The organism is Arthrobacter sp. MAHUQ-56, from assembly GCF_019710585.1.
Taxonomy (GTDB): Bacteria; Actinomycetota; Actinomycetes; order Actinomycetales; family Micrococcaceae; genus Arthrobacter.
This window is the reverse complement of sequence record NZ_JAIFZQ010000020.1, coordinates 388,495-407,875: the sequence shown is the minus strand read 5'-3', so window position 1 is coordinate 407,875 and position 19,381 is coordinate 388,495. Positions and strand designations below refer to the sequence as shown.

The following is a 19,381-nucleotide window of genomic DNA, read 5'->3' as shown; positions in this document are numbered from 1 at the left end:
GCCACGAAGCCCGGGGCGGCGCGCCGATGGCGGGTCAGATCCACTTGTTGTGCTTGAACGCCAAGTACAGGGCCAGGCCCATCGCCACCATCAGTCCCAGGGCGAAGGGGTAGCCTTCCGCCCAGCCCAGTTCGGGCATGTTTGCGAAATTCATGCCGTAGATGGATGCCACGAGCGTGGGCGCGAACAGGATGGCGGCCCAGGAAGAGATGCGCTTGACCTGCTCGTTCTGCTCAAAGCTGGACTGGGTCATCCGCTGCATCTCTTCGTTCTGGCGCTGCGCCACCAGGGCCGCATTCACGGCCAGGGCATTCTGCAGCAGGGCGCGGAAGGATGCCACGCGCTCGTTCAGCCGGATCACGTGGTCCAGGACATCGCGGTAGTGGTCCCGCAGCTCGGTGGCCTGCTCGCGGTCCGGGGTCCCGGACATCAGCGCCTGCAGGATCCCCACCAGTGGGCTGGTGGCGCGCTGGAACGTGATGACTTGGCGGGAGAGCTCGTAGATCCTGCGGGAGACGTCCGGGTCGGCACCGAACAGGTCGTCCTCGATCTCGTCGATGTCGTTCTCCAGGCCGGCGGCCACGGGCTCGTACTCGTCCACCACTTGGTCCAGGATGCCGTACAGCACGGCATCGGGGCCCAGCGCCAGGAACTCCGGCATGGATTCCATCCGGCGGCGGACCTTGGCAAGGTCCGGGGATTCGGCGTGCCGGACCGTGACCACGTACTCGTCACCCACGAAGACATGGATCTCGCCGAAGTCCACCTTCTCCACGTCATCCAGGTACCTGGCCGGCCGGAGCACCAGGAACAGGCACTCGCCGTAGTGTTCCAGCTTGGCGCGCTGATGCCCTGCGAGGGCGTCCTCGATGGCCAGCGGGTTGAGGTCGAATTCCTCCCCCACCGACTGGAGTTCCTCCGCGTCGGGGCGGTAGAGCCCGATCCAGGCCATCCCCTCGCGCTGCCGCAGCAGGAAGTAGGTCTCGTCAAGGTCCTCCGGGTCCTCGGTGCGCAGGCCGTTCACGTACACCGCATTGTCAATGATGGTCACGGCTCCGCCTCCCGCTCATTTTCCCAATCATCCAGCAACCCAGGCATCCGGGAGTTGAGGAAGCGGTAGAACCGGGCCATTTCCGCAACCCGTGCCCGGGCGGCGGACCCCGCGGGAAGGGTTTCCGCGGTGGCGTCGGTCAACTCGGCCAGTTTTTCGTAGATGGGGCTATTGCGCATCGAGACCACGTACCACTCGTCGTCGTGCAGGGCGTAGAGGTCGCGGCGGCTGCCGGGCCGGGCAACCCGGTGCACGAACCCCACCGTCTGCAGGTACCGAACGGCCCCGGACACGGCCGCGGCGCTGGCACCGAGCCGCTCCCCCAATTCGGCCGCCGTCAGGCTCCCGTCCTCGGAGGCCACGAGGGCCAGCAGCGCCCGGGCCGGCATCTTCGGGAACCCGGCCGCGGCGAATCCTGCGGCGGCCCTTTCAGCAGCAGCAGTCACGGCCTCGGCTGATACAGCAGCATCGCTCATGCCGTCCCCACCTCCCGCCGCCGCATCACGAGCACGGCGAGGCAGGCAACAGCCCCGGCGATGGCCAGCATCCACCAGGCACCGCTCCAGTCCGTGGCGTCCCCGTGCGGGACCGGTGTGTGCGTGAACGGGGACAGGTCCCGCAGGCCCTGGTCAATCCCCAGCATGCCGCCGAAGATCCCCAAGAACACGCCCAGCCCCAGCAGCACCCAGCCGGCGGCGATGGTCGCGGCGGGCCACAGGACAAACACCAGCGCGGGTACGGCGAGGTAGAGCAGCGCCGCCGGCAACTGCGCCAGGACGGTCTGCCAGAGCGCGTCGGCCGGCATGGACTCATCACCTGATCCGGTGAGGGTGGCCCAGGCGCCCACCCCCGCCAGGCCCAGCACCAGGACCACCGCCAGGGCACCCAGGGCCAAGTAGCCGGCCAGCCACCGCACCCGGCCCACCGGGGCGGCCAGCAGGAGTTCGGCGGTGCCGGAGGCTTCCTCCTGCCGCAGCCTGATGACGGCCTGGAGTGCGCAGGCCGCGGCCAGGACGCCGGCGATCGAGAAGAGCACCGAGACCATGAGCTGGGTCAGCGAGATCCCCTGCGACCGGAGCATGGCCCGCAGCGCCGCAGTAATTCCGCTGCCGGGATTGTCGACGGCGGCAATCGCCTTTCCCAGCGACCCCGCCAACAGGCCCAGGGCCAGCCCGCTCAGCCCCCATCCGAGGATCGAGCCGGACTGCAGCCGCAACGCCAGGGCGACCGGGCTGTTCAATCCTGCCCGAGCGGATGTCCGTGCCGGCCTGTCACCCCAGACGCTGTCGCCGGTGTCGCGGACGCGCAGGATGAGCCAGGCGGCCGTAAGGCAGGCAGCGCCGAGTCCGAGCGGGAGCAGCAGCGGCCACGCGCGGTTGCCGGAAAAGGCGAACGTCTGCTGTCCCCAGCCGATGGGTGAGAACCAGCTGGCCGCGCCTTCGGTCATGGTGGTGCCGTCGGAGTGCGGCGTCCCCGTGGCATCCCCGATTCCGCGCACCACATAAGCAAGGACAACCAGGGCCGCGGAGACACCGTTGGCGCCGCGCGAAGTCCCCATGCACTGGGCCACCAGCAGCCCCATGCCCAGGAAGCAGAGGCCGACGGCGCCCGTGGCGGTCCCGGCGAGAAGGGAACCCTGCGGGTCCAGGCCTCGGGCGGCAAACCCTCCGAAGACGGCGAGTCCCGCCAGGACGTTGGCGGCGGTGCCGTGCAGGACGGTGGCGGTGTTGGGCAGCAGGCGTCCGGCAGGAGTGGCCGCCACGAGTTCTGCGCCGCCGGTTTCCTCGTCGGCCCGTGAATGGCGCACCGCCAGGAAGGTGCTCATCAAGCCGGCCAGCAGGGCAAGGAAAGCATAGATCAGGAAGAACGTGAAGGCGCCCTGGTCCGCTCCGCGGGGAAGGCCGCGCAGCATCAGGATGGCGGGCGTGGCGATGGCTACCTGCAGGATTTCCGAGCGGCTTGCGGCAGTGCCGTAGGTTGAGCTGACGACCGAGACTGCGAACAGGGCGAACGCCCCGATGACCAGGATCCAGCAGGGCAGCTGCCAGCGGTCCCGCCGCAGGCGTTGCCGCCAGAGGATCAGCAGGACGCCCATGTCAGGCACGTCCCCTCATGCCGAGCAGGTGCCGCCGCCCACCATGCCGGTCGCCACCGTGCCCGTGGTCGCCGTTGCCGTTGTTGATATCAGCCGGGGACTCTGGATGTGCCGAAGCATCGCCGTAGTGCCGCAGGAACAGCTCCTCAAGGGACGGCGGATTGATGGTCAGCCCCTGCACGGCCAGGGCACCCAGGGCGGGAAGCACCTCCGCCACCCGGTCCGAGTCCGCGCTGAACCTGACCCGGCCGCCGTCGAACGCCAGGTCATGGACGGCGCCCAGCCGGGCCAGTGCCTGCGCCTCCAACCCGTCCGCGGCGAAGGAGATCTCGGTCCGGGTGAGGTGGCGCAGGGAGTCCAGTGTGCCGCCGTCCACGATCCTGCCGGCGCGGATGATGCTCACGCGGTGGCAAAGCACCTCCACCTCGGACAGGATATGGCTGGAGAGCAGCACGGTGGCGCCGCGTTCGACGGCGGCAAGCAGCTCCCGACGGAAGACCGCCTCCATGAGCGGGTCAAGGCCGCTGGTGGGCTCGTCCAGCAAGTAGAGCTCGGCGTCCGTGGCCAAGGCAGCGATCAGGACGACCTTCTGGCGGTTGCCCTTGGAGTAGGCACGCCCCTTCTTGCCCGGATCGAAATCGAAGGCTTCGCACAGGCGGGCCTTGCGTCGGCGGTAGGCATTACCATCGGCGGTGCCGCCGCGCAGCCGGGAGAGCAGGTCGATGGTCTCGCCGCCGGACAGGTTGGGCCAAAGCCGCACGTCGCCGGGAACGTAGGCGAGCCGCCGGTGCAGGTCCACGGCCCGGGTCCAGGGTTCCAGGCCCAGCACGGTGGCGGATCCGGAGGTTGCCTTCGCCAGGCCCAGCAGGATGCGCAGGGTGGTCGATTTACCGGCACCGTTGGGGCCGAGGAAGCCATGGATTTCGCCGGCCTGGATCTCGAGGTCCAGCCCGTCCAGCGCGTGGACGCGGCCGAAATGCTTGTGTAGATTCACGGTCTGGACAACGGTGGTCATACAGCCAAGTCTTTGAAGTTTTCACAACTTTGTGAAGGTACTAAAGTCCCAACCATGCCCTCCAGCACCCAAGCCGCCCGCCCGTCGACGGCGCCCCTGTACGCAGCGGGCTTTGTCACCGCCTTCGGCGCCCACAGCATCGCGGCGGGGCTGGGTTCGCAGAGCGGCAACATCGGCCTGACCCTGCTGAACCTGGGCATCCTGCTGGCCCTGTACGACGTCGCCGAGGTGTTCCTGAAACCCGTCTTCGGGGCCCTGAGCGACCGCATTGGCGCCAAGCCGGTCGTCGTCGGCGGGCTCCTGGCCTTCGCCGCCCTGTCGCTGATCGGCCTCGGCGCGGCCGATCCGTTCATCCTTGCCCTGGCCAGGCTGGGACAGGGCGCTGCGGCGTCGGCGTTCTCCCCGGCTTCGTCCGCGATGGTGGCAAGGATGGCCCGCGGCGGGAAGGCGGGCACCTACTTTGGCCGGTACGGGTCCTGGAAGAGCCTTGGCTACATCATCGGTCCCCCGCTGGGCGCCGGGCTGATCCTGGCCGGCGGGTTCCCGCTGTTGTTCGGCACGCTCTCGGGCCTTGCGGCGCTGACGGCGGTGTGGGTGCTGGCCTCCGTGCCGCACCTGGAGCCCCTGCCGCGGAAGCGCTACACCGTGATGGACCTGGCCCGGCAGGTGGGCGAGCGCCGTTTCCTGGTGCCCACGCTGGTGCTGGCCGCATCGACGGCCGCGCTGGGTGCCGCCGTCGGCTTCCTCCCGGCGCTGGCCGCCCGCCACGGCCTGGACGCCCTCGCCGGCACGGCCGCGGTGAGCGTAGTGGCGCTGGGCTCGGTGCTGACCCAGCCATGGATCGGCAGGCTCCGGGACAGGGGCGGGGTCAGTGACAAGAAGGGCACGACGACGGGCCTGCTGCTGGTTGCCGCGGGCGTGGGTATTGTTGCCGCCGCCCCCGGCGTGGCCACGATTTTCGTTGCGGCGGCCCTGATTGGGACGGGCATTGGCGTGGCCACGCCGCTGGGCTTCGCGCACCTGGCCGACACCACGCCGCCGGAGCGGATGGGCCGGACCATGGGCTCGGCCGAACTGGGCCGGGAACTGGGCGACGCCGGCGGTCCCCTCCTGGTGGGCGCCATCGCCACGGCCACGGCCCTGCCGTTCGGGCTGGGCGCGCTGGCGGTGCTGGTGGCCGCGGCGAGCATCCCCAGGCTGCCGCCGGCCGAGGCCGCCCCAGCCACCTGACCCGCCGTTCCAGCCTTTGCTGGAGCGGCCTTCCAGCTTTTTGTGCCAACCTTAAACAATGGCTTCCACCTCCCGCGCACAGATCCGGACACCAGCCCGCCCCGCCCCGGGCTCCGGGTTCCTGTTCGTACTGTCCACGCTGGCGTGCATCGCCGGACTGGTGGCCACCTACTACTTCTTCGTGCAGACCACTACCGGCCAGTTCATCGACGAGTCCGCGCTGGCCGAGGCCGTGGAGCTCCACGGGCCCGCCGGCAAGGCAGCCACCCAATTCCTGGACCTGCTGCCCACCATCTCACTGGTGATGGCCGCCGTCGTGGTCCTGTTTGTCACGGTGATCAGGCGGCACTGGGCCGAGGCGGGGATCGCCGTCGCTGCCTGCGTCGGCGCGAACGTGGCCACGCAGGTGCTGAAGGACGTGCTGCCTGCCAGGCCGGACAAGGGGGTGCTGACCCTGGAGCTGAATTCCCTGCCGTCCGGGCACACCACCTTGGCGGCGTCGGCGGCGGCCGCGGTGTTCCTGATGGCGTCCCCGCGCTGGCGCCCGATGGCCGGGTTCATCGGCGGGACGTTCGCCATCGCGTCCGGCGTGTCCACGCTGATCAACCAGTGGCACCGGCCTGCCGACGTGGTGGCCGCGTTCCTGCTGGTGGGGGCCTTCATGATTCCCGCGGGCTGGCTGATCCTGCGCCGCGGGTCCTGGAACGCCTGGGAAGGGTTCGGCCGGCACATCGGCTCGGCGAAAATCTGGCTGACACTGCCCGTGCTCATCGGGCTGGCGTCCGCTGCCGTGGCCGCCTATTCGCTGATCCTGATCGCGCCCAGCCCATGGCAGGAAGGCAGCACCACCAACTACTTCTGGGCGGGCATCGCCCTGATCGTCATCGCAGGGTACCTGGCCACGGTGGCCACCACGTCACTCTTCGCGTTCGCCGCCCGCCGCTGGGACCCGCCGCGTTAACGGTGCCGGCTCCCGATTTTGATCAATTCTTGAGGAATTTGCCGCCTCCAGCTTGAGGCTGGCCGTGGATAGTGGCAGGTGCCAGGCCGGAAGGCCGGGCCCGGTTGGCCCGCTGAGATCCGAGGCCAACAAGCTCCTGGCGGCGTCTTGAAGCAGGCGCCGCCAGGTACAACCCCGAACGCCCCATCACCTACCGTGACCGGGCGTTCTTCGCGTGAGCGAAGGACCGGGACGTACGTCAGTTCAGTACCTCAAGCTGTTTGCGGAGCAGGCAGAACTCGTTGCCCTCGGGGTCTTCCAAAACGTGCCATGACTCCCCGCCGGTCTGACCGACGTCGGCCGCCCGGGCGCCGAGGGCCAGCAGCCGTTCCAGCTCGGCGTCCTGGTCCCGGTCGGTGGGGTTGACGTCGATGTGCAGCGGGAGCCGTCCCGTCCGTGGGTTGTGGCTGGGGCTCAGGATGATGGTGGGCTGCAGGCCGCCGAAGCCCGCCGCGGGACCGATCTCGATCGCCCCGTCCTCCCTGTCGAGCTCGACGTACCCGAGGACATCGCACCAGAACCGCGCAAGCGTTTCGGGATCGGAGCAGTTGAGGACCAGTTCGCTGATTCGGCATGCCATGGGACCCAGTGTACGGCGCGTCGCTGGACCGGCCCCTCCCGCCGATAAAAAGTCGCTGACAGACGTCTGACCTGCGGTTTCTTCCCGGCAAGGCTCAAGAGCTGCAGCTCCCAACGTTGACCGAACCTTGAGTAATTACAGCAGTGTATTTTGAGCTGGCCCCGAAAGAGTGTTCCCATCAGGGCCGCCACGGCTCACCGGGTCTCGGCGGATCACCGCCAACGTCAAGGGGTACGACATGAGAAGGATCGCAGGAAGCAGGAAGCGCATCATCGGCACCACCGCAGCCCTGGTGGCCATCGGCGGCGGTGCGGCCTTTGCCTACTGGACGGCAGCGGGCAACGGCAGCACCAATACCAGCGCCGGAAGCTCCAAGAGCTTCACCATCTCGAGCACGGTGTCGGGCGATCCGCTGTCCCCCAACGGGCCCATCCAGACCTTCAGTTTCACGGTCACCAACCCCTCCGATGCCGGCGTCCAGAAGGTCACGGCCGTCACCGCCAGCGTGGCCAGTTCCGATGGCAGCGTCTGGACCGCGGTCTCCGGCTGCTCGGCAGCAGATTTCACGGTTGGCACCCCCGTCTTCACAGCAAAGGAACTCGCCCCCGGCGGAACTGCCACCGGTACCGTGACGCTCCAGATGACCGACCGGCCCGGCGTCAACCAGGACGGGTGCAAGAACGCTTCCGTCCCGCTCTACTTCACGGCCAACTGAAGAGGGCAGGGACTTACGTTCCTGACCCAGAGCGTCAGTGTCCTGGCGCGATGGTGAAGAAGTTCGCCTCCCCCCAAGGCTGACAAACGGAAGGTCCCATGCCCACCACCAGCTCCCCCGACGCCCGGCAGGGCCTTCGGCGGGAGCTGGTGGTCCTTAAAGGCGCCGTACGCTCCCGCCTCGCGGCCGCCGTCGTCCTCTTCCTGGCCGTCCTCCTGGGAGCGGGACCCGCGGCAGCGTATTGGGCTGCTTCCGGCAAGGGAAGCACGACGGCGGCAGTCGCCACGCTGCTCCCGCCCACCAACGTTTCGGTGCCGGCAAGCAGCGGCTCCAGTGTCGCCGTCAGCTGGACCGGATCGGCCGGCGCGGTAGCTCCTACCGGCTATTACGTCACCCGAACAAGCGGCACCACAACGTCTGCTGCCTGCGGGTCCAGCCCATCAGCACTGATCACGGGAACCACCTGCTCCGATATCCCGGTTCCGGACGGGACTTACAGCTACCAGGTCACCGCGGTGTACCGGTCCTGGACGGCAGCCAGCACCGGGAGTGGGTCCGTCACAGTATCCAGCCTGGTGAAACTCGCCTTCACTGCCCAGCCGGCCGCAAGCGTGACAGCAGGATCGGCCATCAGCACGCTGACCGTGCAGCTGCAGACCGAGGGCGGGGTTCCAGTCCTGAGCGGCGGCGTGCCGGTGACCATCGGCATCGGGACCAACCCCGGCGGCGGAGCCCTGGGCGGTACGCTCACGGCCACCACGAACCCCAGCGGGGCGGCCACGTTCAACGGGCTGTCCATCGACACGGCGGGAGCCGGCTACACCCTTGCCGCCTCCAGCGCCGGGTACGCCGGAACGGCCAGCACCAGCTTTTCCGTGGTACCCGCGGCCGCCAGCCAGCTGGTTGTCACCGCCGGTTCTTCCCTTGCGGGCACAGCGTCATCGGCTGCCCTCCTCGGCCCGGCCACTTTGCAACGCCAGGACGCGTACGGCAACGCCGTGACCTCCGGGACCACCACCATCAGCCTGGCCTCCTCCAGCGCCAGCGGATTCTTCTCAAACACCGCCAACGGAACCAAGACCACATCGGTGGCCATTGCTGCCGGGTCCGCATCGGCGTCGTTCTTCTACGGCGACACCACGGCCGGGACGGCGACCATCACCGCCGCCGCAACGGGCCTCAGCAGCCCCACGCCCGTGACCGCCACCATCACCGCCGCAGCAGCAGGGAAACTGAAATTCGACACGGTGCCCACGAGTGTCCCCCGGAACGTGAATATCACTCCCCCGGTGACCGTACGCATTCTCGATGCCTTCGGCAATGCCACCGCCAGCACGGCAGCCGTGACGGTCCAGTCCACCTGCGTCCTCAAAACCACCAGTGTCCTCACGGCCTCCGCAGTTTCGGGAGCCGCCACCTTCGCCGACCTGCAGTTTGTCCGCAAGTCCACCGGCTGCACCCTCACGGCGACCAGCGGGACGCTGGCATCGGACACCAGCAACGCATTCAACGTCGAGTAGGGGACCTACGGCTGCGAAGCGAGTGCAGCGTCCAAGATATCCAGGGCGTTGGCACGCATCACACCGAATGCCTGATCGGCTGAAAGCCCGGCGACGTCCCGCAGCCAGACGTACGGTTCGATGCCCGCGGCGGCGCGAAGCCGTACGGCCAGGGCTGCGGCGTCGATGCCTGGGCTGGCGTCGAGCGGTGACAGTGCATCCCGGTACCAGCCAATCGCCCTGCCCCCGCGAAGAGTGGGGCGGGCCGCGCCAGGGGTTAGGGACAGCCGCAGCGCAGCGCGCAGCTGCGGCTCCCACATCCGGATGAAGTCAAAGTGGGCGTCAAGGGTGCGTGCCATGCGGTCGCGGACGTCCGACGGCGGGTCCTCCCCCAGGAGCGACCCCGACCCGGTCTCGGGCAGGGCCGCGTGCAAAAGGGCTTCCTTGTCCGGAAAGTACCGGTAGGCGGTGGTCCGGGAAATGCCGGCAATGGCAGCGACGTCGGCAACGGACGGGTCCTGCCCGTCCTTCAGCAGATCGCGAAGGACGGCCACCAAGGCATCCCGCGTCCGCGACTTCTGCCGGGTCCTCCCGGTCTCTACATATTTTCCGTTGCGGCGTGCAGACACGCGATTTATGATACCTATGTGCCGTTATGGTACGCATGTCCCATAAACAAAAGGGGTTTCCGGTGGCCGATCCCATTGCAGTGAATCCGCAGCACTACCGGCTTGTTTTCGAAAATGACCGGGTCCGCGTCCTCGAGTACAGCGACGGGCCCGGCGACAACACCGGCACCCACTCCCACCCGGACAGCGTGATGGTCACGCTCAGCTCCTTCACCCGGCGGCTCCGGTCCGGCGGGAAGGAAGTCGATGTGCAGTTGCAGGCGGCGCAGGCCCGCTGGCTGGACGCGCAGGAACATTCCGGCACCAACACCGGAGAAACGCCAACCCACTGCATCTTCGTCGAACTGAAGGAGCCGCGGCCGGACGCGCCGGCCGCCGACGGGCACGGCAGCAGGTTGGGCCCGGCCGCTTCCTGAGCTTTCCCGCGAAGGACGCTGGCTGGACAACGAATCGTCAGGCAGGCAGGCTCAGCTGCTCCACAATGATCCGGGCCGTCCCGGAGTCGCCAAGGATCCGGAAGTGCCCCGCCACCGGCAGCTCGATGTTGGTGGCACCGGGCAGGACGCTCCCCTCCGGGATGTGCGGATCGAACGGCCCGTAGATCGACGTGATGCGGCTGTTGATGGCAAGTTCGCGGGACATCTGGAGCGTGAGCGGGTTGCGCGGGGAGAAGATCCGCAGGCTGGGCAGCAGCATGTACCGGGCGTAGCGCGAGCCGGAAAACGGTGCACACACGGCGATCATCCGGTCGATCCGGTGCTCCGGGTCCAGGGACAGCATGGCGTATTTGCCGATCAGCCCGCCTTTGCTGTGCGCCACCAGGATGGCGTTGCGCAGGCCCGCCTCCTCCAAGTGCTGCGCCACCAGCTTGGCAGCCTCGGGCACTCTCAGCTTGTTGCGCTGCAGCACCGTGACCACGTGCACGGGATGGCCGGCGTCGTGGATGGCCTGGATGAGCGGCATCATGAACTGCCAGTTTTCGTACACGCCGGGGATGATCAGCACGGGCGGCCGGCTGCCGTCGCGGAAGGACCCCGGCTGCACGCGCGAGAGGAAGCCGCGGACCTGCCAGATTCCGGCATACACGTAGTCCTGCGCCCACCACACGGCCTTCTGCAGCGGACTGATGCGAGCGGTGGTGCCCGTTTCACTCATGTGTCGAGGATAACCTCGCACCGCGGCCTACCCACCAACCCGCGCGCCAAACACGGCCCGATGCTCTATCAGATCTGGTCCCTAAACCTCCCTTTTAGGGACCAGAAGTGATAGAGCAAGCCGTGCCATCAGTAGTTCCGGCGGTGTCTCAGGCGGGGAATCACGACGGCGAACACGGCCGCCGCCGCGAACCCCAGGACTCCGGTGGCTGCGATCCCCGGGCCCAGCGAGGCGAGGGCAGTCACCCCGGAGAGCAGCACGGGGCCGCCCGTGGACCCGGCGTCGGCCATGAACCGCCAGAGGCCCAGGAACTGGCCACGGCCACGGTCGGGCGAGAAGTCGGCGCCGAGCGTCATCACCAACCCGGAACTGATCCCGTTGCCGAACCCGATCAGCAGCGCCGCGAGCAGCAGCCCCACGAAGGACCCGGTCAGGGGGATCAGCAGCAGCGCAGTCCCCATCAGCAGCGTGGACGGGACCGCCACCCACTGCCGGCCCTTGCGGTCCATCAGCCTGCCGGCGGGGTAGAACACCAGCATGTCGATGGCCCCGGACAGCCCGTAGATCAGCGACGCCGAGGTGGCATCCATGCCCAGGTGGTCGGCCCAGAGCGGGATCACCACCTGCCGGGAGGAACGCAGCGCGCTGAGCAGCAGGATGCCCACGCCCAGCGAAAGGAACACGCCGGCGTGCGAGGCCGCGACGCTGCGGAGCGTGGGCTGGGGGCCGGTGTGCCCGCCCGGGACGGGGTCCGGCGTCGTAAGGTCCGGGATGGTGAGCGAGAGCAGCGCGGCCGCGGCCATGGCCACCACCCCCACCCAGTAGGCGCCGGCGAGGCCGGAGAACTGCATCACGGCTGCGCCCGCGAACGGGCCGATGAACACGCCGATGCGGTTGACGCCGCCCAGCGTGGACAGCGCCCGGGCACGGAACTCCACCGGCACGGCTTCGGTGAGGTACTTCTGCCGCGCCAGTCCAAAGACGGCCCCGGACATCCCGACGACGGCCATCGCCGCCGCGAGCAGCCACAGTCCCTGCGTGGCTCCGGAGGACACGGCGGCCGCCGCCAGCGCCAACCCGGCGGCGACGGCGGCACCCACGATGGACCAGCGCTCACCGAAACGCAGGGTCACCAGGGACGCGGGCAGGTTGAAGAACCAGGACCCGAGGCCAATGAGCGTGACGACCAGGGCCGCCACGGCCACGGACGCCCCCAGTTCACGGGCGGACAATGCCACCACCGGAAGGATCGCCCCCTGGCCGATGCCGAAAAGCAGGCTGGGCCCAAACGCGGCGACGGCAATTTTGCGCAGGCTGAAGGGCTGGGGATCATCCGGGGAAGTCATCAGATTTATCCTATGGCCGCGCGCCGCCAGAAACCGGGCAAGAAGGGGGCCCCCTTGGCGGCCGCCAGCCCTAGACTGGAAGTGTCACCGCAAACGGGCTGTTCCGCACTGAGCACATCCAGGCGTTCCGGTCAGCATACGTGCCGTGGCCATGTGGGAAAGATGCCTTATGGTCGAAAACCGCACACCGCAGCAAGGGATCGCGGAGCACCTCCAGGACCTGGTCCTGGAAAGTTCGGACGTAGCGGAACTGCTGCAGGAGCTAGTCACGTATTCCGCTGAAACCCTTTCGGGGGACAACAAACTGCTCTGCGGCGTGACCCTGGTGCGGCACCGCAGGCCGGCCACTGTGGCCACCAGCGACCCCCAGGTCCATGCAATGGACGAGCTGCAGTACGCGTTCGGCGAGGGGCCTTGCCTGACGGCACTTCGTGATGTGGTCACCATCCATGTGCCCAACCTCGAGGATGAAACCCGGTGGGCGCACTACTGTTCCACCGCCTGGTCCGAGGGGATCGGGTCCGTTCTCTCTGTCCCGCTGCCGCTCGAGAATGACGCCGGCGCCGCACTGAACCTGTACGCGGCAAATACCCATGCCTTCAGTGCGCAGGACATTGAGAACGCGGAGGCCCACGCCGCGCAGGCGTCCAAGTCGCTGCGCATGGCGGTCCGGGTGGCCCAGCTGAAGGAGGACCGGGAGAACCTGACGGCGGCCATGGAGTCCCGCACCACCATCAACCTCGCCGCCGGAATCATCATGGCCCAGAACCGGTGCGACCAGGACACCGCCATGCGGATCCTGCGCAGCGCCTCCAACACCCGCAACCTCAAGCTCCGCGATGTGGCATCAAGGGTCGTGGCGTCCGTGGCCCACGACCCCACTGTTGTCACGCACTTCGAGTGACGGTCCTGCACGTCCCTAACGGGTCCGCGGCCGGGAACCTGCCAGGCCGCGGAACAGGTTCACCACTTCCACCACGGCACCGATGATCGAGCCCACGATGCCGAGTACCAGAAACACCCGCACCAGCACCGGCCAGCCGGACCAGCTGTTCCCGAAATCGAAGGGGAAGACTTCCCACATCCGGATCACGGCCGCCAGCCCAATGCCCAGGACCACCAGGTTCCCGAGCGCCATGACGGCCCTGTTGCGGACCAGTACGAACACCATATTCACGATGATGCCCGCGATCAGGGACGCATTGATGAGGTAGAGGACGCGGGTCATGTCGGTCGTCAGGAATGGCACCACCCGCCAGCCCGGCCAGATGTTGATGCCCCACAGCAGCAGGGCGTTGACAACGACTGAGCCTACGCTGCCGCTCCTCGTGGAAGTCCGGTCCGCCATGCCAACAGCCTGCCCCGGTTCCACAGGCAACCAGAAGTGCCGAAGGTCCCGCCGCCCGCCCTCTTCAAGCGGTGCACAAACCTCGTATTCCGGGGGCCTGACGGGCCGTTCGGCACTGTTCCGCTTCCGGCCACGGCAAGGAAGCTGGCTGCAGGAGGTGGTGGGAAATGTTCACCCTGCGTACCCTGGGCGGAATCGCCCTCCTGATGGCTGGAAGCAGCTGGCTGTGGCTGACGCCCAGCTTTGCTACCCGCGGGGTAAACACCTCAGGGGCCTGGTGGAACATCACCATGGTCCTCTCACTGCTCACCGTGCTCGGATTCGCGGTAGCAACGTGGGGGTTGTTTGCCCGGTGGAGCTGGTGGGAATACGCGGCGCTGGCATCGGCTGCACTCGGCCTTGTGGCCCTGGTTCCGTTCTGGTTCGCAGCCACCGGCGGCGGCGAAACCCTCGGAACCACAGCCTGGAACGTGTTCATCCATGTCCTGATGGTGGCGGGCGTCGCGGTGCTGCTGCTGGTGCCCCCGCTGGAACGCTGGGTGAACCAGCAGGTCATGGGCTGACAGTCAGCGGGAAAGCCGGAAACCGGCCACCGCTTCCCGGGCTTTCCCCTCCGCCGCGGACTTGACCAGCCCATCCGCCACAACGTGGAGTTTGACGTTGATGTGCTGGCTTTGGTCGGCCAGGATATCGAAGGCTGCCTCGGCCTCCACGCCGAGCAGGCCCATGACAATGCCCTTGGCCTGCTCGATCACGGCTTTGTGCGCGTATACGCCTTCGATCGCTTCGCTGGCCGCGTTCTGCGACTCGATGCGCAGGCTCTGGGTGATGTCCACCATGAATCCGTGCGCACGGGCCACGCGTCCGGAGGCATCAGCCTCGACCTGGATCGCCGAAAAGACGCGCCGTTCCCTGCCTTTGGCGTCGATGACGCGGTGGAGCAGCGCACCTTGGCCCCCGCCGGCCAGGAGGTCCATCCAGAGCTCCCTCACCCGGTCCCGGTCCGAGGGGTGCTTGTGGGCCATCAGCAGTTCGAACGTGGGCACCACCTCGCCCTTGCCCAGCCCATGGATGCCGAACAACCCCTCGGACCATTGCATGTTTCCCGAAGCGACGTCCAGTTCAAAGGTCCCGGAGGGGCACACGGTGGGCGGCCGGAGAGGGTAAAGGTAGGTATCCAGCTTTGACCACATTCCAGCCTCCAACAATTCTCGGAACATCCTCCCCGGGCTGCCGACATTCACCATAGCTGAGCGCCGCCGCGGGTGTTGTCACAGTCCATGCGCCGGCCCACGTGCCGGCCGGCGGATTCGGCAACTGTCCGCAGAAATTCAGGGGTCACAAATGGCCCGCGGAGGAGTAGCGTTCGCCTTATGGGGCGCTGATTCGCGCCTCCAGCCAAAGGGGAGGTCATTTCATGGGTGAAGTGTGGATCCGCACGCTGGGCAACGGGCTGGTCCGGGCAGATCGAGTCACAGAAATTTCATCCACCCGGGGGTCGCTGTACGAGGACCGCGGGTATTCATTGAAGGTCATCGTGGACGGCAAGGGCCACGTGCTGATTGACGACGGCGGCGTGCAGGGCAGCCTGCCCGAGCGGCTGGAATACGCCAGGCACATGGAGGACGCCCTGCTACTCGCCATCGACGAGGCGCGCGAGAACGATGCCTCCATGGTCATTTCGTATGAACCGGAGCGTGAGCGCTGGTCCGCGGCGCCCGTTTCGGTGTTAACGGGAAGGCTTCCCGAGGTCGTCTGACCCGGGGAGCGCCCGCCCCATCAGGCCGGGGCGCACGGAACCTAGCCGTGGGTGGGTTCCTCCACCAGCGCCGTCGCAATGCTGGCGGCGTCCTCCAGGGCTGCCAGGAAACGCTCGGCATCCAGGGCCGCGGCGCAGCCGGTGCCGGCTGCCGTGATGGCCTGGCGGTAGCGGTGGTCCACGGCGTCGCCGCAGGCGAAGACGCCGGAGAGGTTGGTGCAGGTGGTGGGCGAGTCCACCTTGATGTAGCCCTCCCCATCCAGGTCCACCTGCCCGGCCACGAGCTCGGTGCGCGGCAGGTGCCCGATGGCCACGAAGATGCCGGTGGCGTCGTGGTGGCGGGTATCGCCCGTGCGGGTGTCCGTGAGGGTGACGCCGGTGACCTTTCCGTCGCCATGGATGGCGGTGACGGCAGAGTTCCAGGCGAACCGGATCTTGGGGTTGTCCTTGGCGCGCTGGGCCATGATGCGGGAGGCGCGGAGTTCGCCCTTGCGGACGACGACGGTCACGGACTTTCCGAAGCGGGTCAGGAAGGTTGCTTCCTCCATGGCGGAGTCGCCGCCGCCAACCACGATGATGTCCTGCTCCCGGAAGAAGAACCCGTCGCAGGTGGCGCACCAGGACACCCCGTGGCCGCTGAACTTCTTTTCCTCGGGCAGGCCGAGTTCCTTGTAGGCCGAGCCGGTGGCCAGGATGACTGCCTTGGCCTCGTACGTCTCTCCGCCGCCGGTGACCACGCGTTTGACGGGACCCTTGAGGTCGACGGACGTGACGTCGTCGAACTCTATGCGCGCGCCGAACCTCTCCGCCTGCTGCTGCAGGCCGTCCATCAGCTCCGGGCCCTGGATTCCTTCGGGGAAACCGGGGAAGTTTTCCACCTCGGTGGTGTTCATCAACGCGCCTCCCGCCGTCACTGCACCGGCCAGGACCAGCGGGTTGAGGCCGGCGCGGGCGGCGTAGATGGCGGCGGTGTAGCCGGCAGGGCCTGAGCCGATGATGATCAGCTGATGGTTGCTCATGTTTGTCCTTCGGTGGCAGGGCTGCGTGGTCAGGAGGGAAAGAACATTCGGCGCAATAATTAGGCTGGTGTTGCGTGCATCACATTCGTTCCCTAATCTAATGGAGGCTCAAGCAAACGGGCCAAGCAAGAAGCTGCAGCGTCGCAGCCAATGCAGGGGAAGGCTTTACACCTTGAATTCGAAGCTGAACATTGTGGTCCGGGTGGACCTGGACCACGCCAAAGCTCAGGTGATTGCAAAGGGGCACATCACCATCCATAGCATCAACGCCATCTACGTCGTGGCAAAGCGGGCCAATTCCATCAAGGGCGGCCTGGACCTGGAACTCGATATCTCACACGCACTGGTGGATGACGAGGCGCTGGAGATGCTCCGCGCCGCCTCCGAAACCAGGCACCTGCCCGCAAAGATCGATCCGGAGCAGGCTCCATGCACCATCAGCGTGCTGGCTGAACGGCGGCATCGGCCCGCACCGGCAGCCCGCCTGGCCGCATAACGCACCCGGCAGCTCGCAGCGCCCAGATTCCGGGCCAGAGTGAGCCGGACACCCCTCTTCTTCCATTACTTCCGCCGGGCCTTGAATACAGCTGGATCTGAATACACGGATGGCTGTATTCTCGGTTCGATGGAAACCCTCACGCACGCGCCGGTCCTCGCGCGCTTTGGCTACGCAGTCTCGGACCCCACCCGGGCCCGGATCATGCTGGCCCTCGCTGACGGCGGCGCCTACCCATCGGACCTTGCCGATTCGATCGGCGTTTCACGCCAAAGCATGTCCAACCACCTGACCTGCCTGCGTGGCTGCGGTTTGGTGGTGGCCGTCCCGGACGGCAGGCGCACCCGGTATGAACTGGCCGATGCCAAACTGGGCCACGCCATCCGGGACCTCCTGGGCGTGGTCCTGGCGGTGGACCCCGCGTGCTGTGCCCCGGACGGGACGTGCACCGCATGACAGGCCTGCACCTGGGCCCTGCCCCAGCCCGCCGCGCGGTACTTACCCGCCGCATCCGGCTGCTCGCCGCGGCCACCATCACCTACAACATCATCGAGGCAGTGGTGGCACTGTGGGCCGGCGGAGTGGCTGATTCCGCTGCGCTGCTGGGCTTCGGCCTGGATTCGGTGATCGAGGTTGCCTCCGCAGTGGCCCTGTCCTGGCAGTTCGCCTCGAAGGACCCGGAGCGCCGCGAGCACCTGACGTTGCGGATCATCGCCCTCTCGTTCTTTGCCCTCGCGGTTTTCGTCTCGGTGGACGCGGTCCGGTCCCTTGCCGGCGGCGGCGAAGCGCAGCATTCGGTGCCGGGAATCGTGATCGCGGCCCTGAGCCTGGCCATCATGCCCGTCCTGTCCTGGTTGCAGCGGCGTGCCGGCCGTGAGCTGGGTTCAGCGACCGCCGTCGCTGATTCCAAGCAGACGCTGCTCTGCACGTACCTCTCGGCCGTGCTGCTGGTGGGCCTGGTGCTCAACGGCGTACTGGGCTGGTGGTGGGCGGATGCCGTCGCGGCCCTGGCGATCGCCGGTATTGCGGTGCGCGAGGGCTTCAACGCGTGGCGCGGCGAGGTTTGCTGCGAGCACTGCTGACCGGCTGGGCCCTCCGGTCATAGCCTTGTTCGCAGTTCCTGGCCGTTGATGGTTCAGAACCGCGAACAAGGCCATGACCGAAGGTGCCTGTCCCCCTCGGGGAGTCAGCCCGTGACGCCGGCGAGCTCGTTCGGTGTGCGCTCCAGCATGCCCGTGCCGGTGACTTTTCCGCTCTCGACATCCATGGCGTGGATCGTGTTGGTGCCGGGGTCCGTGATGTAGGCGGTGTGTCCGTTCACGAAGATGGTGGGCCGCGGTTCCTGCCAGTCGAGCGGCTCTTCCCAGGCGGGGATGACCGGGAAGCTGTTCGTCACGGCAGCGGTGTCCGGGTCGATGACGTGCAGCGCGCCGTCGGTGCCGAGTACCAGCGCCTCACCGTGCGGTCCGCGGGCCAGCGACCGGAAGCTGTAGCTGGTTCCCAGGTCCACGAACGCCAGCGACTTCGTTTCGGTGTTGATGAGCGAGATCTGCTGTGGCCGTTCAAGTTCCGCATCCTTGTCCTGCTTGTAGTCGCCCAGGGTCACCACGGATTCCTCCGAGCCGGCCTGGTTTCCGATCCGCCCGTACGCCGTGGGGCTGTCCAGCTTGGTGATGGCGCCGCCGGCGTACACCAGGACCCCGGTCTGGCAGCCGATCACCACGGCCTCGCCCGCAGCAGTGGCCTCGCCGTGCACGCCAGGGCAGTCCTCGTTCCGGGCTATCTCCTTGCCGTCCTTGTCCAGCACCACGATGCCGGGGCGTTCCTCCTCGTTCCCCAGCGTGAGGACCAGGTCGCCGTTGGAGAGTTCGACGGCGACGCCGTGGTGGGCCTCTTCGCCACGGTGGGTTTCCACCCGGGGTTGGCCGGACGCCAGGTCAGCGGAGTTGAAGACACTCACCTCGCCGGTCCCGTCGCTGAAGAGGATCGTCTTGCCGCCGTGCCGCACCACGTGGCCGGGTTTGGTGGTGGGAAAGACGATGTCCGTCATGGCGGGTGCCTGCGCATAGTGGGTGCCGCCTTCGGTCCACGCTCCGGTGTCCAGCACCTCGAAACCCTTCGCTGTGGAGACGATGACGTGCCGGCCGTCGCCTGCGGGACTGATTCGGTTGAACCCGGCCAGCGGGAAGTCGCCCAGCACCTTGAAGGTGGCAGGGTCCAGGACCTGGATGCCGCCGTCGTACGTGGTGACGAGCCGCTGCTGCGCAGCCTCCACGGCGGGAGCGGAGGAAGCCGGCGCGTTGCCGGCGGGCGTGGCATCGGCCCCGCAGCCGGTGAGCAGCAGGCCCGTGAGGGTGAGCGCTGCGAGCAGGCGGACGGGGGTGGTGCGGTGATGCATGGTGTTCCTTTTCTTATCGGGATGGGGATTCGGGAGTGCCAGGACA

The 19,381-nt window shown here is 67.6% G+C and carries 23 protein-coding genes; 11 read left to right on the top strand and 12 right to left on the bottom strand.

What is annotated here, in order from left to right; all coding sequences use genetic code 11:
* Window positions 1–34 precede the first annotated feature (34 nt).
* From K4G53_RS14245 to K4G53_RS14230, 4 genes are read right to left on the bottom strand one after another with little or no spacing between them, the layout of a single operon-like run.
* Window positions 35–1,051 carry a magnesium and cobalt transport protein CorA gene (locus K4G53_RS14245; RefSeq protein WP_221386337.1) on the bottom strand — a complete coding sequence of 339 codons (1,017 nt, stop codon included), beginning with the start codon at window positions 1,049–1,051 and terminating at the stop codon, window positions 35–37.
* On the bottom strand, window positions 1,048–1,527 hold the full coding sequence (locus K4G53_RS14240; protein ID WP_221386336.1) for a GbsR/MarR family transcriptional regulator: 480 nt from the start codon (window positions 1,525–1,527) through the stop codon (window positions 1,048–1,050). Before K4G53_RS14240 ends, K4G53_RS14245 begins: the two co-directional genes overlap by 4 nt.
* On the bottom strand, window positions 1,524–3,146 hold the full coding sequence (locus tag K4G53_RS14235; RefSeq protein WP_374226175.1) for an ABC transporter permease: 1,623 nt from the start codon (window positions 3,144–3,146) through the stop codon (window positions 1,524–1,526). The genes K4G53_RS14240 and K4G53_RS14235 overlap by 4 nt, the downstream gene beginning before the upstream one ends.
* Window position 3,147: 1 nt before the next feature.
* Window positions 3,148–4,161, bottom strand: coding sequence for an ABC transporter ATP-binding protein (locus tag K4G53_RS14230; RefSeq protein WP_221386334.1), 1,014 nt, complete (start codon window positions 4,159–4,161; stop codon window positions 3,148–3,150).
* Window positions 4,162–4,215: 54 nt separating this feature from the next.
* Between K4G53_RS14230 and K4G53_RS14225 the strand changes: the two genes are divergently transcribed.
* Entirely contained in the window at window positions 4,216–5,391 is a 1,176-nt protein-coding gene (locus tag K4G53_RS14225; RefSeq protein WP_221386333.1) for an MFS transporter, read from the top strand.
* 58 nt (window positions 5,392–5,449) lie between these two features.
* Window positions 5,450–6,352: a phosphatase PAP2 family protein gene (locus tag K4G53_RS14220; protein WP_221386332.1), complete on the top strand. Its 903-nt coding sequence runs from the start codon at window positions 5,450–5,452 to the stop codon at window positions 6,350–6,352.
* A 238-nt stretch (window positions 6,353–6,590) separates the two neighbouring features.
* Here K4G53_RS14220 and K4G53_RS14215 read toward each other — a convergent pair whose 3' ends face one another.
* A complete protein-coding gene (locus K4G53_RS14215; RefSeq protein WP_221386331.1) occupies window positions 6,591–6,971 on the bottom strand; it encodes a VOC family protein in 381 nt (126 codons plus the stop codon).
* A gap of 238 nt (window positions 6,972–7,209) precedes the next feature.
* On the opposite strand from K4G53_RS14215, the gene K4G53_RS14210 reads away from it, so the two are divergent.
* On the top strand, window positions 7,210–7,686 hold the full coding sequence (locus tag K4G53_RS14210; RefSeq protein ID WP_221386330.1) for a hypothetical protein: 477 nt from the start codon (window positions 7,210–7,212) through the stop codon (window positions 7,684–7,686).
* Between the two features lie 98 nt (window positions 7,687–7,784).
* Window positions 7,785–9,206, top strand: coding sequence for a hypothetical protein (locus K4G53_RS14205; protein WP_221386329.1), 1,422 nt, complete (start codon window positions 7,785–7,787; stop codon window positions 9,204–9,206).
* 5 nt (window positions 9,207–9,211) lie between these two features.
* On the opposite strand, the gene K4G53_RS14200 is transcribed toward K4G53_RS14205, so the two are convergent.
* Window positions 9,212–9,814, bottom strand: coding sequence for a TetR/AcrR family transcriptional regulator (locus K4G53_RS14200; RefSeq protein ID WP_221386328.1), 603 nt, complete (start codon window positions 9,812–9,814; stop codon window positions 9,212–9,214).
* Between the two features lie 62 nt (window positions 9,815–9,876).
* Between K4G53_RS14200 and K4G53_RS14195 the strand changes: the two genes are divergently transcribed.
* A complete protein-coding gene (locus K4G53_RS14195; RefSeq protein WP_221386327.1) occupies window positions 9,877–10,230 on the top strand; it encodes a cytoplasmic protein in 354 nt (117 codons plus the stop codon).
* Window positions 10,231–10,267: 37 nt separating this feature from the next.
* Here the strand turns inward: K4G53_RS14195 and K4G53_RS14190 are convergent, their stop codons facing one another.
* Window positions 10,268–10,969 (bottom strand): triacylglycerol lipase, encoded by a 702-nt coding sequence (locus K4G53_RS14190; RefSeq protein ID WP_221386326.1) that lies wholly within the window; start codon window positions 10,967–10,969, stop codon window positions 10,268–10,270.
* 128 nt (window positions 10,970–11,097) lie between these two features.
* Entirely contained in the window at window positions 11,098–12,315 is a 1,218-nt protein-coding gene (locus K4G53_RS14185; protein ID WP_221386325.1) for an MFS transporter, read from the bottom strand.
* Between the two features lie 169 nt (window positions 12,316–12,484).
* Here K4G53_RS14185 and K4G53_RS14180 point away from each other — a divergent pair, with 169 nt between their 5' ends.
* A complete protein-coding gene (locus tag K4G53_RS14180; protein WP_221386324.1) occupies window positions 12,485–13,219 on the top strand; it encodes a GAF and ANTAR domain-containing protein in 735 nt (244 codons plus the stop codon).
* A 15-nt stretch (window positions 13,220–13,234) separates the two neighbouring features.
* Here K4G53_RS14180 and K4G53_RS14175 read toward each other — a convergent pair whose 3' ends face one another.
* Entirely contained in the window at window positions 13,235–13,663 is a 429-nt protein-coding gene (locus K4G53_RS14175; RefSeq protein ID WP_221386323.1) for a hypothetical protein, read from the bottom strand.
* A 167-nt stretch (window positions 13,664–13,830) separates the two neighbouring features.
* Between K4G53_RS14175 and K4G53_RS14170 the strand changes: the two genes are divergently transcribed.
* Window positions 13,831–14,226 carry a hypothetical protein gene (locus K4G53_RS14170; protein ID WP_221386322.1) on the top strand — a complete coding sequence of 132 codons (396 nt, stop codon included), beginning with the start codon at window positions 13,831–13,833 and terminating at the stop codon, window positions 14,224–14,226.
* Window positions 14,227–14,229: 3 nt separating this feature from the next.
* Here K4G53_RS14170 and K4G53_RS14165 read toward each other — a convergent pair whose 3' ends face one another.
* Entirely contained in the window at window positions 14,230–14,856 is a 627-nt protein-coding gene (locus K4G53_RS14165) for a PAS and ANTAR domain-containing protein (protein ID WP_221386321.1), read from the bottom strand.
* Window positions 14,857–15,080: 224 nt separating this feature from the next.
* Between K4G53_RS14165 and K4G53_RS14160 the strand changes: the two genes are divergently transcribed.
* Window positions 15,081–15,422 (top strand): hypothetical protein, encoded by a 342-nt coding sequence (locus tag K4G53_RS14160; RefSeq protein ID WP_221386320.1) that lies wholly within the window; start codon window positions 15,081–15,083, stop codon window positions 15,420–15,422.
* Window positions 15,423–15,463: 41 nt separating this feature from the next.
* Here K4G53_RS14160 and trxB read toward each other — a convergent pair whose 3' ends face one another.
* A complete protein-coding gene (trxB, locus tag K4G53_RS14155; protein ID WP_221386319.1) occupies window positions 15,464–16,441 on the bottom strand; it encodes a thioredoxin-disulfide reductase in 978 nt (325 codons plus the stop codon).
* Window positions 16,442–16,613: 172 nt separating this feature from the next.
* On the opposite strand from trxB, the gene K4G53_RS14150 reads away from it, so the two are divergent.
* From K4G53_RS14150 to K4G53_RS14140, 3 genes are all read left to right on the top strand, one after another.
* A complete protein-coding gene (locus K4G53_RS14150) occupies window positions 16,614–16,937 on the top strand; it encodes a hypothetical protein (protein WP_221386318.1) in 324 nt (107 codons plus the stop codon).
* Between the two features lie 129 nt (window positions 16,938–17,066).
* The gene (locus K4G53_RS14145; protein ID WP_221386317.1) at window positions 17,067–17,393 is read left to right on the top strand and encodes a helix-turn-helix transcriptional regulator; all 327 of its coding nucleotides are present in this window, start codon (window positions 17,067–17,069) and stop codon (window positions 17,391–17,393) included.
* The gene (locus K4G53_RS14140) at window positions 17,390–18,019 is read left to right on the top strand and encodes a cation transporter (protein WP_260323607.1); all 630 of its coding nucleotides are present in this window, start codon (window positions 17,390–17,392) and stop codon (window positions 18,017–18,019) included. Before K4G53_RS14145 ends, K4G53_RS14140 begins: the two co-directional genes overlap by 4 nt.
* A 104-nt stretch (window positions 18,020–18,123) precedes the next feature.
* Here the strand turns inward: K4G53_RS14140 and aztD are convergent, their stop codons facing one another.
* Window positions 18,124–19,335 carry a zinc metallochaperone AztD gene (aztD, locus tag K4G53_RS14135; RefSeq protein ID WP_221386316.1) on the bottom strand — a complete coding sequence of 404 codons (1,212 nt, stop codon included), beginning with the start codon at window positions 19,333–19,335 and terminating at the stop codon, window positions 18,124–18,126.
* Window positions 19,336–19,381: the final 46 nt, after the last annotated feature.